Raw genomic sequence first — 13,663 nt, forward strand, 5'->3', positions numbered from 1 at the left:
TGATTGAAACTGATTAAAGTACCCATCACTTGGAAGAGAAAGAAAAGAGGCACATACATTCATGAGCAGACAAATATGGAAACCAGGCAATATGCTGTACCCCCTCCCGGCAGTTATGGTAAGCGCAGGGGACAAGGAAGGCAATCAAAACATCCTGACTGTCGCATGGACGGGAACCATCTGTACGAATCCGCCCATGGTCTATATATCCGTGCGGCCGGAGCGCTATTCCTATCAGATGATAAAAGACACGGGTGAATTCGTTATAAATCTGACAACAGAAAAACTGGCGAAGGCCACGGACTACTGCGGGGTTAGATCCGGCCGTGACACAGACAAATGGAAAGAGACAGGCCTCACACCGGGGCCCGCCGAGACTCTGCTCTATGCACCGGTCATAAAAGAATGTCCTGTCAGCATTGAATGCCGGGTGACCGAGATCAAAGAACTCGGCAGCCATGACATGTTCCTGGCCGAGGTAAATACAGTACAGGTTGACGAATCCTACCTAAACGAAAAAAACAAGTTCGAACTCAATAAAACAGGACTCCTCGCCTATTCCCATGGAGAATACCTGGGGCTGGGAAAAAAAATCGGAACCTTCGGATATAGTATTCGCAAGAAGAGGAAACGGGGGAAGTAGGTTTGCGGGTGGGGGGGGCGCCTGCCTGAGATGGGGAGAGGGATGCCGCCGGGACTTAGAGGAGGCTTTTTGTTTGTAACCCGCTTACGGAGAAGTCCTAACGCAAAAGGAACTGCCATGAGGGCACGTACTACATGCAGCGAGAAAGCTTGATGCTTTCTCGCATTAGGTAGTACTGAAAAGTGATTTCGGAAAATCACTTTTCATCCCTCATGGACAGTTCCTTTTACGTAAGGACTTCTAGACTGTGCGCTCTATACGAACAAAAAGCCTCCTCTAAGTCCCGGCGGCATCCCTCTCCCCATCTCAGGCAGGCTGGGCGTATCCGGCCGGAAATAAAAACTTACTTTGGGAGGCGTTTCACGAGGGCAGTGGATCTTGGTTGGATGTGAGGATGAAGATGGGAGCGGAAGCGCATTCCAAAAAATATTTTCAATATTTCCAATCTTCCCCAGAAATTTCGTGATATTCAAACCGGGTTTTCCGATACGCCCTTCAAAAACGGCCCTCCGTATCGCCGCCCCCATCCGTCTCTCCCGCAGATTCCCTCACACAGGCTGGTCTCTGCATACCGGATGCACGCAGCCTGTGGAAGGAGGGAGGTCTGGGGCGGGGAAGAAAATACAGGGGAGCCTTTGCAAAAGCATAGAATGCGCGGTCTAGAATGGGCTGCTTTAGCAAAGGTTCCCCTGTATTTTCTTCCCCGCCCCAGACCTCCCTCTTTCCACAGGCGGACCCTTACCCGATTCCGCGTCCCAGCCCCTAAAGAATCCCTATGAATTTATGGAAAGCTTTGAGTCCGCTTTCGTTGCATTTATACACTCCGGCATCTTCGAGTACCTGGCAGAAGACTTTACCGATTTCCTGCTGGAGTATATGGTCGATATTTTCCGGGGTGATCTCTGGATACCCGGGCAGGAAGCTTTCCGCCCAGTCGGCGTGTTTCGTCAGCATCTCATCGCTGCGGAGGTCTTTTTTCTCTAGTATAAAGGTCTTCAGCCGCTCCATCTCATCCTTTAAACGGGCGGGGAGTACGGCGAGGCCCATGACCTCTATCAGACCGATATTTTCTTTTTTGATGTGATGCAGGTTTGCGTGCGGGTGGTATACACCCAGCGGGTGCTCCTCTGTGGTGATGTTATTACGCAGTGTCAGGTCAAGCTCGTACAGACCGTTGTGCATTCTGGCAATCGGGGTGATGGTGTTGTGAGGCTGTCCTTCTGTTTCTGCGTAGATGAAGGCTTTCTCATCGGTATAGCCTCTCCAGGCCTTAAGGATGTGGTCCGCCAGATCGATGATCCGGTTTTCATTATTTCCTTGGAGACGGATGACAGAGAGAGGCCACTTTACAATGCCGGCTTTGACATCCTCGAAGCCTTTTACCTCAAATGTGCTGATTACTGGTGCCTTTGCCATTGCAAAGGTGTAATTACCGCCCTGGAAGTGGTCATGGCTCAGAATGGAGCCGCCTACGATCGGCAGGTCGGCGTTGGAACCAAGAAAATAATGTGGAAATAATTTGACAAAATCAAACAACTTCCGGAAGGTGTTTTTTTCTATCTTCATGGGAACATGTTCGCCGTTCAATACGATGCAGTGCTCGTTGTAATAAACATAGGGGGAGTACTGAAAGCCCCAGCCGCTGTCGTTGATAGTGACCGGAATAATCCGGTGATTTTCGCGGGCCGGATGGTTGGTACGTCCCGCATACCCCTCATTCTCCATGCAAAGCAGGCACTTCGGATAGGAGGAAGCCTTGGCGTTCCTTGCTGCAGCGATGGCCTTGGGGTCTTTTTCCGGTTTGGATAGGTTGATCGTGATATCCAGTGTGCCGTATTGGGTATCAACCGTCCATTTCATGTCCTTTGCCACGCGGTAGCGGCGGATATAATCGCTGTCCTGGCTGAACTTATAATAATAGTCTGTGGCAGCCACAGGTGAGGTTTCGTACAGTTCCCAGAACTTTTTCTGGATCTGGGCGGGGCGGGGCAGCAGACAGTTCATCAGTTTAGTATCAAATAAATCGCGGTATACGATGCTGTCTTCTATGATGCCGCGGCTGCATGCTTCGTCCAGAAGGTTTCTGAGCACATCCTCCAGGACAATGCCGGAAAGATCGCAGTCAGTATCTTCATACTCGTCTTCATGATACAGATCCAGCAGCAGATTCGTTGTGTAAACGCGTTCGCATTCCGGAGTCAGGCCGGTCTGAATTCCATACTGAACCAGCTTTTTTATAGAATTACTTAACATGAAGCGTCCCTCCTGCCATCGGCAAATCCTGTGGGGTGGGTGCTGTGCCATTTCCAGGCAGAAGAGATGATCTCTTCAAGATCCGCATGCTCTGGTTTCCAGCCGAGTACTTTCTTTGCCTTTTCACTGGAGGCAATCAGCCTTGCCGGATCTCCGGCGCGTCTCGGCGCAGTCTGTGCCTTGATTTCCAGACCTGTGGCTTTGCGTGCGGTTTCAATGACCTCCTTTACGGTAAAGCCAACGCCATTGCCGAGATTAAAAGTATTGCTCTCCCCGCCGTTCATTAGATACTCTACCGCCAGGATGTGGGCCTGTGCCAGATCGGTTACGTGAATATAATCCCGGATACAGGTGCCATCCTTTGTGTCATAATCATCTCCGAAAATGCTGATATAATCGCGTTGTCCCAGCGGAACCTGGAGAATCAGCGGGATCAGGTGGGTCTCCGGGCTGTGTGCTTCACCGATACAGCCGCTTTTATGAGCACCGCAGGCATTGAAATAGCGCAGCGCAACAAATTTGAGGCCATGAGCCTTATCTGTCCACATCATCATTTTTTCCATAGCCAGCTTGGTCTCACCGTATGTATTGGTGGGACAGGTATTATCATCTTCCAGGATCGGAATGTTTTCCGGCTCTCCGTAGGTAGCAGCAGTGGAAGAGAAGACAATTTTCTTGACATTGTGGGCAATCATGGACTCCAATAGCACTTTAGTGCCGCAAACATTGTTATCATAATATTTTAGCGGATCAACCATGCTTTCACCTACCAGGGAATTCGCTGCGAAATGGATGACCGCGTCGATGGTTTCCTTTTCAAAAACGGAATCAATAAAAACACGGTTCCGGATGTCTCCCTGATAGAAGCGCGCTTTGGGATGAACCGCTTCGATATGGCCTGTTTCCAGATTATCCGCAATGACGACATCCTCTCCCTTGTCAATAAGTTCATACACTGTGTGGGAACCGATATATCCGGCTCCTCCTAATACTAATACAGACATTTCATTTCCACCTTTCTGATCTTGTTTCCAGGTTACCTAAGACGGAATCCTGCGGGCCCCGCCGCCGATTTCTACAATATAGAATTCCGCTTCGCCGCCAGTTTTTTCCTGATAGCCCCTGCCCACAGCCTTGATAAATTCATCTACTGCGCTGTTTTCCACGATGCTGACCGTACATCCGCCGAAACCGCCGCCTGTGATACGGGAACCGGTCACGCCGGGAACTTTCCATGCCAGGTCGACCAGAATATCGATTTCCTCGCAGGACACTTCATAATCATCCCGCAGAGATATGTGGGACTGGTTCATCAGCTCCCCAAAACGGGTGATATTTCCTTCTTTCAGCGCCTTGACAGCCTCGATGGTGCGCTGGTTTTCAGCAACGGCATGTTTAGCGCGCCTTACTTTGACCGGGTCAGGGATGACCTCCTTGAATTTTTCAAAGGTATCCATATCCAGGTCGCCGAGCGTATTGATATCCAGCTCCTTCTGGAGCGCTGCGAGTGCATCGGCACATTCCTGGCGCCTCTCATTGTATTTGGAATCCACCAGGCTGTGTTTTACCTTACTGTTGGTGATAATGATTTTGGCATCTTCCAGTTCAACCGGGGCGTACTCGTAATTCAGGGTCGCGGTATCCAGGAAAATGGCATGATCCTTTTTGCCCATGGCTACGGCAAACTGATCCATGATACCGCAGTTGCAGCCGTTGAAGTTATTCTCGGAATACTGCCCAATGAGTGCAAGATCGGTCATGCTGAAGCGTTCAATACAAAAGAGATCGGTCAGAATGACGCCCGTGAGCACTTCCAGGGAAGCAGAGGAGGAGAGACCGGAACCGTTCGGGATATTGCCCCAGATCACCATGTCAAAACCAGTGTCCAGTGTGATGCCCTTTTGGGCGAAGGCCCATATAACGCCGAGGGGATAGTTAGCCCAGCCATAGGAAGCTTTGTTTGTCAGATCGTCCAGAGATGCTTCCACCACATCGAAGCTATCCAGGTTCATGGAATAAAAGTGCATGGATCTGTCAGTACGTCTTTTGGCAATGCCATAGGTGCCGAGGGTCAGCGCACAGGGAAAAACATGGCCTCCATTATAGTCGGTGTGTTCTCCGATCAGGTTCACACGCCCTGGCGAAAAGTAAAATCCTGCACCCTCAGTGCTTCCGAAGAATTCTTTGAATTTTGCGAATAATTTGTCTTTCATGATACTGCCTCACTTTCGTCTATGTATAATACATTCTCTGGTTGTTACTATTCACGGCCTATGTACCGTGAATAGTAACATCTGGTTTCTTCTTTATCCTGCCCCTATTATAGCGAAAAAGGGATGGGATGTATATAAAAAATCCGTGCAGATATATGTAATAATGTTGCATGGGAATCGAAAGGAGGATATAATAAGAGAAGGGAATAAAGGTATCAGAAAAAGGATGAAATCTTAGACGAAAGGGGAGATTGATGTTGGAAGGAACCTATAAGTATTCTTATAAAGCAGATGAAAACCTGCTGACCTCCTTATCAGTCTATAATGTGGGCCATCAGAAATGCGGGCCGGGTTATCAGTGGGGGCCGGGAGTGCGGGACCATTACTGTATCCACCATATTATCTCGGGAAGCGGGTTCTACAGCGTAAATGGCAGCACCAGCAGGCTGGCGGAGGGCGATACCTTTATCTTGTATCCGGATACGGAGGTCAGATACTATGCGGACCGTGAAGATCCGTGGGAATATGCCTGGGTAGGATTTATGGGGACCGATGCTGCGCCGATTATCCGTGCAACTGATTTCACAAAAGAAAAACCATTCATAGAGAACGGAGGTCCGCCCAGAAAGATTCTGCAGGGCCAGCTGAGCAGAATCTATGAGGTGAAGGGGAACAGCCATGAAGCGGCTGTAGCCATGACAGGCGCCCTGTACACGCTGCTCTCCACATTTATGCATTATTCGGGCAATAGGGCACCAGCCAGGGATATTCAGCTCTCCTATGTGGAAAAGGCAAAGGCTTATATATCAACCAGCTATTCCTATCCTATCACGGTGGAAGATGTGGCGGCCTATGTGGGGATCAGCAGAAGCCATCTGTACCGCTCATTCCAGGCCTGCCAACAGCAGTCCCCCAAGGAGTATCTGAGCAGTTTCCGAGTAAAACAGGCCTGCCTCCTCTTGAAGGAGACAAGCCTGTCTATTGCTGCAATCGCATATTCTGTTGGATTTGAGAATAATCTCTATTTCTCAAAAGCATTTAAGAAACAGATGCTGGTCAGCCCCACCGAGTACAGACGAGGCTAGTCCTATCCTGCTATCAGTTCCCCGTTCAGCCGAGGCTCCTCGAGCGGCTTGATTTTCAGCCGTATAATGCGCCTGAACATCAGTGTGGTGACCGTAACGGCTACAATCTCTGCAATCGGAATTGCCCACCAGACTCTGGAAAGACCGAACACTCTTGCAAACAGATAAGCCACAGGCAGAATGACAAAAAGCTGTCTAATTACGGAGACCATCAGACTGTAAACCCCGTTCCCGAGCGCCTGGAAAACGGAGATGATGATAATATTGTATCCTGCAAAGATAAAACTCAGACTGATGATGCGCAGTGCAGGCACACCGATTCCAAGCATGTTTTCGGAAGCATCAAAAATTTCCAGAAGCTGTACAGGGAAAATCTGGAACACGACCAGCCCCACCAGCATGATCCCTACGGCAATCAGGACGCTCATTTTGATGGTAGCCATGATTCGCTCCCTTTTCTTTGCCCCGTAGTTGTATGCTATGATGGGGATCATGCCGTTATTCAGGCCGAATATGGGCATGAAGATAAAGCTCTGCAGCTTGAAATACACGCCGAATACGGCTGCGGCAGTGGACGAGAAGATCAGAAGGATCTTATTCATCCCGAATACCATGACGGAACCGATGGACTGCATGATAATCGAAGGAACACCAACCTTATATATAGTGGCAATAATTGTCTTATTGGGCCGGAAAGTCCTCATATTCAGATCCAGCTCCGTATTCTTTTTACAGTTAAAATAAAGGGACATGCAGACCGCTACCAGCTGTCCGATCACGGTAGCCAGAGCCGCGCCTGCGACCTCCATGCGCGGCAGGCCGAACATTCCGAAGATCAGGATCGGATCCAGGACAATGTTGATAATCGCACCGGTTCCCTGGGTGATCATGTTGTAAATCGTCTTGCCTGTGGACTGGAGCAGGCGTTCAAAAGTGATCTGCATAAATATCCCCACAGAGACAACGGTTATAATCAGCATATACTGGGTGCCGTAGAGAACAATGACCGGATCTTTTGTCTGGACGGTAAAGAAAAAATGGGAGCCGGCCAGACCGATGACCGCCATGACAATATAACTGATCATGCCAAGAAAGATTCCGTTTTTAGCGGCAGCATTTGCCCCTTCAAGATTTTTCTCCCCAAGATTCCTGGACAGGAGGGCGTTGATGCCGACCCCGGTGCCCGCGGCTATAGCTATCATCAGATTCTGCACAGGAAACGCAAGGGAAACCGCCGTCAGGGCCTCCTCATTGATCTGTGCGACAAACACGCTGTCAACGACATTGTAGAGCGCTTGTACCAGCATAGAAATAATCATTGGCAGGGACATGGTGATTAATAATTTTGGAACGGGCATAACGCCCATTTTATTTTCCGCTTGTGGTGTTTTTTCCATTTTAAATACAACCTCCTCATATGTAGAACGTGTTCATTATAACATCAATAAAATTTAAGTACAATGCATATATATAAAAGAATCGTTAAAAAAGGGGTGTGTGCTGTTTGTGTTTAAAAAGAATGATGCAGGGAGCCGGTTTTGTATACGTGCTTCTGCTGCTGGGAGCGGTCTGCCCGTCCCTGTTTACAATTGGAAAGCAGGCGGAAGGGGAGGCGCCGGGAACCGCATATGCCAATGCATCCGCCTATGTGGCGGATTCTATAATGGAAAAGCCGAAAATTGCCATTACCTTTGATGACGGGCCAAGCACCGTCTACACGCCCCGGCTTCTGGATGGGCTGAAGGAAAGGGGCGTGAAGGCAACTTTCTTTCTGATTGGGCAGAACATAGAAAAGGAAGGCGGCAGTGAGATTGTAAAGCGTATGTATGAAGAAGGGCACCTGATCGGGAACCATACATATCACCATGTGGAAATTACGAAGGTAAGCAACGACGAGGCCTACCAGGAGCTAATGCTCACCAATGAGGCCATCGAAAACATTACGGGTGAGGAAGTGCAGTTTATGCGCCCTCCGTTTGGCCTATGGCAGAAAGCGCTGGAAAAGAAGATCCATGTGCTGCCAGTGATGTGGAGCATTGACCCATTGGACTGGGCTACGGAAAATGTAGATGAAATTGTCAATAAAGTAGTGACGGAAGCGCAGGAAAATGATATTATTCTGTTGCATGACTGTTACGACAGCTCAGTAAAAGCGGCGCTGCGCATCATCGATCTGCTTCAGGCAGAGGGGTATGAGTTTGTAACCGTGGATGAGCTGATGCTGGACTGACATGCAGAATAAACGTAACCCCGGGGCAGTTGGGATACAAGCCCTGTTGAGGGGCTGCAGCAAAGCTGCAGTTTATGGAGGAAAAGATGTTAAATGAATATTCCAGGACGGAATTATTGATTGGAAAAATCGGGATGGAGCGGCTGAGGGCGGCGTCTGTCATGGTATTCGGCGTAGGGGGAGTGGGCTCACACTGCATTGAAGCACTTGCGCGCAGCGGTGTCGGCCGTCTGACGCTGATCGACAATGACACCGTCTCTTTGACCAATATCAACCGGCAGTCCATTGCCTATCACAGTACCATCGGAAGATATAAAACAGAAGTTATGAAGGAGCGGATCAGGGATATCAATCCGGAGATCTGCGTAAAAACATATGAGATGTTTGTGCTTCCGGACAATCTGGAAGCATTGTTTGAGGAGAAGCCGGATTATGTCATCGACGCCATAGATACAGTTACTGCCAAGCTGGCGCTGGTGGAACTGGCGCTGAGACTGGATATCCCGGTCATTAGCAGCATGGGGACAGGAAATAAACTGCACCCGGAGATGTTTGAGATCACAGATTTGTCCAAAACAAGCGTGTGTCCGCTGTGCAAGGTGATGAGAAAAGAGCTCAAAGCCCGGGGGATCTATCACTTGAAAGTACTGTATTCCAGAGAAAAACCGATTGATACATCCGAAAGGGATACCGGGGAGGACAAAGGGCAGCGCCGCAGCATACCGGGCAGCATCTCTTTTGTGCCCCCAGCTGCAGGGCTTCTGATTGCGGGGGAGGCCCTGCGGGATATCATTGAGAAAGGAAAAGCCTGATGGTCTGTTTCGGATTGTCAAGCAGTGGAAAAAGAATGGATTTATTTGATTATATGAGAGAGACAAATCAGGAGAAGGAAGCGCCGCTGGCATCCAGAATGCGGCCGTCTATTCTGGAAGAGGTGGTAGGGCAGCAGCATATTATCGGAAAGGACAAACTGCTGTACCGTGCAATCAAGGCGGACAAGCTGGGTTCCTTGATATTTTACGGACCTCCTGGCACCGGAAAAACAACGCTGGCCAAAGTAATAGCCAATACAACAAGCGCCCAGTTTAAGCAGATCAACGCCACAATTGCCGGAAAAAAGGATATGGAAGAGGTGGTAAAAGAGGCAAAAGAGCTTCTTGGCATGTACCAGAAGAAGACCATCCTCTTTATCGATGAGATCCACCGATTTAATAAAGGGCAGCAGGATTACCTGCTTCCTTATGTGGAGGACGGAACCATCACGCTGATCGGGGCGACGACAGAGAATCCCTACTTTGAGGTAAACGGAGCCCTGCTTTCAAGGTCCAGTGTGTTTGAGCTGCGGTCTTTGAGCCGCGGAGATATAAAGACATTGCTGAAACGCGCCGTTTATGATAAAGAGAAGGGGATGGGAACTTTCAAGGCAGAGATCACGGAGGAGGCGCTGGAGTTTTTGGCCGATGTGTCGGGCGGTGATGCGAGAAATGCACTGAATGCGGTGGAGTTGGGAATCCTGACCACCGAAAGAGGGGCGGACGGGGTGATCCATATTACGCTGGATGTGGCCTCTGAGTGTATCCAGAAGCGTGTTGTGCGGTATGACAAGACGGGAGATAACCATTATGATACAAGCTCTGCATTTATAAAAAGCATGAGGGGGTCAGACCCCGATGCTGCCGTTTATTACCTTGCAAAAATGTTGTATGCAGGGGAAGACATCAAGTTCATCGCGCGGCGGATTATGATTTGTGCCTCGGAGGATGTGGGAAATGCGGACCCCATGGCGCTGACGGTTGCGGTATCTGCAGCACAGGCGGTAGAACGCATCGGGATGCCGGAGGCGCAGATCATCCTCGCGCAGGCAGTGACCTATGTTGCATCCGCACCAAAGAGTAATTCCGCCACCAATGCCATTTTCTCTGCAACAGAATGTGTCCGCCAGAAGAAGACAACGGTTCCCGCCCATCTGCAGGATGCTCACTATAAAGGTTCACAGAAGCTGGGGCACGGAGTAGGGTACAAATACGCACACGATTATCCGGGGCATTACGTAAAGCAGCAGTACCTTCCGGACGAAATAAAAGACGCCAGATTCTATGAACCGGGCGTCCTTGGATACGAAAAAACGATACGTGAATATTTAGAGAAGCTGAGACAGGAGTGAGGAATAGATCTTCTGGCTCTCCCTTGACCAGTTGCTGGCAATGGTTTCGGCCTCGATCTCCGTCGGGACAGTGATCTTAAGATCAATCAGGCTGAAGCCATTTTCCACGATCTGGCAGCGCACCTCATATTCATGGTTTGTATTCAGGTAATAGTCTGATTTGATAGCGACTTCTTCTTTTAGGTCATACTTTTTTTCTTTTAAAAACTCATCAATATCGTTCTGTATTGCGGTTGAGATCTTATTCTTGAAGAACTGGATTGTCTCCGCTCCATTTTCCGTCAGGTGGTACAGCGTACGGTTGTGAGTGGTCTCTACCCGGAGCAGCCCGGATTCCACCATCTCCGACAGCGCTTCCTGCAGCTTAAAATAAGTAGTATAACCCTTGTCCAGAATGAATTCCGAAATCTGGGATGTGGTCAGAGGAAAATCTACTTTCTCCAGCATGTATAATACGATTAACTTATATAGGGTAAATGTTTCAGTCATAATACTCCTTTCCCTGCCAGATGTCCTGCTCCTTCAGATAACGGTGCAGGGTATTCAGGACAGTTCTTTTATTGCTGCTCCAAAGCGGGGCAGCCAGAAGATCGCTGGGACCGTCGCCGGTCAGACGGTGTATTGCGATCCGGGGATTGAGATGCGAGATACATGTGCCCAAAAATTGAATATACTCCATCATCCCGGGGACGTAAAACGGATGCTGTTCATATTCCAGGGCAAGATCCGTTCCTTTTAAAATATGCAGAAGCTGCAGCTTTATGCCCTGTATATCCATGTGGTTCAGATAATCCAGTGTCTCCAGCATCTGCTCCCTGGTCTCGCCTGGCAGATAGAGGATGGTGTGGACGATCACGGCAATGTCCCTGCTTCTGAGAGCACCGACTGCACTTTCAAAGACAGGCAGGTCATATCCCCTCCGGATGTACGCTGCAGTTGCTGGATGGATTGTCTGAAGCCCCAGTTCCACCCATACTGGTTTGATCCGGTTGATTCTGTCTAACAGTTCCAAGACGTCAGGGCCCAGACAGTCGGGCCTAGTGGCAATAGAAAGAATTCGGACATCAGGATCTGCAATGGCCTGCATGTACAGCTCTTCCAGACGGCGTGCCGGAGCATAGGTATTGGTAAATGCCTGAAAGTATGCGATATAAGAGTGAACCGGACGTTTCCCATTCAGGGCCTGCTTTCCGGCGGCAATCTGCTCTGTGACGGAGCAGGCTCTTGAGCCGGCGAAGTCCCCGGAGCCCTCGGCGCTGCAGAAGATACAGCCTCCGTGCCCTAAAGTGCCGTCCCGGTTCGGGCAGGTCATGCCGCCGTCCAGGGTGATCTTATATACCTTTTCTCCATAGGCCTGTTTCAGGTCATAGTCCATGGAGTGGTAACGCTTTTCCCCCCAGCGCATCATCTATATCAGTTCCTTTACTGCTTTGCTCACCGCCTCGGCTACGCGCGGATCAAAAGCTTCCGGCAGGATATTGTTTTCATTCAGGTCTTCCTCCGCAACAAGCCCGGCGATTGCCTTGGCAGTAGCCAGCTTCATATCCTCCGTAATCTGGGACGCGCGCCCCTCCAGGGCACCCTTAAATATACCCGGGAAAGCTACCACATTATTCACCTGGTTCGGAAAATCTGAACGTCCGGTTCCAACGACTTTTGCACCGGCTTCCTTTGCAAGATCCGGCATGATCTCCGGTACCGGGTTCGCCATTGCAAAAAGAATTGCGTCCTTATTCATAGAGGCCACCATCTCTTTTGTCACAATATTAGGTGCAGAGACACCTACAAATATATCTGCACCCTGAAGCGCATCGGCCAGCGTACCTGTCCGTCCTTCCAGATTCGTAACCTCTGCCATCTTTTGCTGCATCCAGTTCAGATCAGGGGAGGCCTTGCTTATCATACCATTGATATCACACATGGTAACATGACGGAAACCATATGTAAGCAAAAGCCTGGTGATAGCAACACCGGCAGATCCCGCACCGTTAATCACCACGCGGCATTCTTCTTTGACCTTTCCGGTGACTTTCAGCGCATTGATAATACCGGCCAGGACAACGATAGCCGTCCCGTGCTGGTCATCATGGAAAACAGGGATATCCAGCAGCTCTTTTAAACGCTCCTCGATCTCGAAGCAGCGCGGGGCCGCGATATCTTCCAGATTGATGCCGCCAAATGCGGGAGCAATGTGAACTACAGTCTTAATGATCTCTTCGGTATCCTGGGTATCAAGACAGATCGGAACCGCATTGACACCGCCAAATTCCTTAAAAAGAACGGCCTTTCCCTCCATAACAGGCATTGCAGCCAGGGCGCCGATATTGCCGAGTCCAAGAACCGCACTTCCATCGGAGACAACTGCAATCGTATTAGATTTTATCGTGTATTTATAAGCATCTTCCGGATCCTCTTCGATTGCCTTACAGGGTTCTGCAACACCAGGAGTATAGGCAATGGCAAGATCCTCGCGGGAGTTCACATGAGCCTTAGCCGTAGTCTCGATCTTACCCTGCCATTTTTCGTGCATCTGCAATGCTTTTTCACTGTTTGTCATCTTTCTTACCTCGCTGTATCTTCATATTCTTATAGATTCTTGCTATCTGTCCAATATAATAACACTCTTATAAAAGCAACGCAAGGCAGGATTGCTATAGTAACGAGATTTAGTCTCGTTGGCGGACTGGGACGTTCCATGAAGTGTTAGCCGCAAGCCCCCTAAAAAAACTCTTTCTTTTTGGTGGAAGATGATGTATAATAGCTACAGATTTAACAAGTCAAGTGAGGATTCATCCCCTTTATAAGTGGAGTGATGAATCACGGGAAACAAGATTAACGGCAGTGTTGGGTGGAGAGGAATCGGTATCCCCCACTGACATGAGATGAATCTACGCATCGATGGAAGATGCAGTCGTACTCTATAGAATTACCGAGTGCGGATAGGAATAGTATATCTTTGAGGATACAGGCAGACGCCTGAATTCGGACAAGTCGTTTCAGACTAAAGGCTCCCGTAAAATTTAACAAGATAAGATGAGGATTTTCCCGCCGCTATAGACGGTGAGATGAATCATG

Annotated in this window: 12 protein-coding genes; 5 read left to right on the top strand and 7 right to left on the bottom strand. The window is 49.3% G+C overall.

What is annotated here, in order from left to right:
* Positions 1–61: 61 nt before the first annotated feature.
* Positions 62–643: a flavin reductase family protein gene (locus tag GKG43_RS12730; RefSeq protein ID WP_129879172.1), complete on the top strand. Its 582-nt coding sequence runs from the start codon at positions 62–64 to the stop codon at positions 641–643.
* A 762-nt stretch (positions 644–1,405) separates the two neighbouring features.
* Here GKG43_RS12730 and galT read toward each other — a convergent pair.
* The 3 genes from galT to GKG43_RS12745 are packed head-to-tail and all read right to left on the bottom strand — an operon-like array spanning position 1,406 to position 5,109.
* Positions 1,406–2,896: a UDP-glucose--hexose-1-phosphate uridylyltransferase gene (galT, locus tag GKG43_RS12735; RefSeq protein ID WP_129879173.1), complete on the bottom strand. Its 1,491-nt coding sequence runs from the start codon at positions 2,894–2,896 to the stop codon at positions 1,406–1,408.
* Entirely contained in the window at positions 2,890–3,900 is a 1,011-nt protein-coding gene (gene galE, locus GKG43_RS12740; protein ID WP_025657248.1) for a UDP-glucose 4-epimerase GalE, read from the bottom strand. The genes galT and galE overlap by 7 nt, the downstream gene beginning before the upstream one ends.
* Positions 3,901–3,936: 36 nt before the next feature.
* On the bottom strand, positions 3,937–5,109 hold the full coding sequence (locus GKG43_RS12745; protein WP_129879174.1) for a galactokinase: 1,173 nt from the start codon (positions 5,107–5,109) through the stop codon (positions 3,937–3,939).
* A 254-nt stretch (positions 5,110–5,363) separates the two neighbouring features.
* On the opposite strand from GKG43_RS12745, the gene GKG43_RS12750 reads away from it, so the two are divergent.
* Positions 5,364–6,194, top strand: a complete 831-nt coding sequence (locus GKG43_RS12750) for an AraC family transcriptional regulator (RefSeq protein ID WP_129879175.1) — start codon at positions 5,364–5,366, stop codon at positions 6,192–6,194.
* Positions 6,195–6,196: 2 nt separating this feature from the next.
* Here the strand turns inward: GKG43_RS12750 and GKG43_RS12755 are convergent, their stop codons facing one another.
* A complete protein-coding gene (locus GKG43_RS12755; RefSeq protein ID WP_129879176.1) occupies positions 6,197–7,591 on the bottom strand; it encodes an MATE family efflux transporter in 1,395 nt (464 codons plus the stop codon).
* A gap of 98 nt (positions 7,592–7,689) precedes the next feature.
* Here GKG43_RS12755 and GKG43_RS12760 point away from each other — a divergent pair, with 98 nt between their 5' ends.
* The 3 genes from GKG43_RS12760 to GKG43_RS12770 all read left to right on the top strand — a co-directional run bounded on the left by GKG43_RS12760 (position 7,690) and on the right by GKG43_RS12770 (position 10,588).
* Positions 7,690–8,424, top strand: a complete 735-nt coding sequence (locus GKG43_RS12760) for a polysaccharide deacetylase family protein (RefSeq protein WP_129879177.1) — start codon at positions 7,690–7,692, stop codon at positions 8,422–8,424.
* 86 nt (positions 8,425–8,510) lie between these two features.
* On the top strand, positions 8,511–9,236 hold the full coding sequence (locus GKG43_RS12765) for a tRNA threonylcarbamoyladenosine dehydratase (protein ID WP_129879178.1): 726 nt from the start codon (positions 8,511–8,513) through the stop codon (positions 9,234–9,236).
* 35 nt (positions 9,237–9,271) lie between these two features.
* On the top strand, positions 9,272–10,588 hold the full coding sequence (locus tag GKG43_RS12770) for a replication-associated recombination protein A (RefSeq protein ID WP_129879179.1): 1,317 nt from the start codon (positions 9,272–9,274) through the stop codon (positions 10,586–10,588).
* Here the strand turns inward: GKG43_RS12770 and GKG43_RS12775 are convergent.
* Genes GKG43_RS12775 through GKG43_RS12785 form a run of 3 tightly spaced genes read right to left on the bottom strand, consistent with a single transcriptional unit; the run spans position 10,565 to position 13,145 of the window.
* Complete coding sequence (locus GKG43_RS12775; RefSeq protein WP_129879180.1) at positions 10,565–11,077, bottom strand: DUF4364 family protein; 513 nt, start codon at positions 11,075–11,077, stop codon at positions 10,565–10,567. The two genes, GKG43_RS12770 and GKG43_RS12775, sit on opposite strands and share 24 nt — an antisense overlap.
* Positions 11,070–11,996: a TIGR01212 family radical SAM protein gene (locus GKG43_RS12780; protein WP_173020108.1), complete on the bottom strand. Its 927-nt coding sequence runs from the start codon at positions 11,994–11,996 to the stop codon at positions 11,070–11,072. The genes GKG43_RS12775 and GKG43_RS12780 overlap by 8 nt, the downstream gene beginning before the upstream one ends.
* Entirely contained in the window at positions 11,997–13,145 is a 1,149-nt protein-coding gene (locus tag GKG43_RS12785) for an NADP-dependent malic enzyme (protein WP_129879181.1), read from the bottom strand.
* Between the last annotated feature and the right edge of the window lie 518 nt (positions 13,146–13,663).

It is taken from the genome of Eubacterium sp. BIOML-A2 (assembly GCF_009680135.1).
GTDB lineage: Bacteria > Bacillota > Clostridia > Lachnospirales > Lachnospiraceae > Faecalicatena > Faecalicatena contortus_B.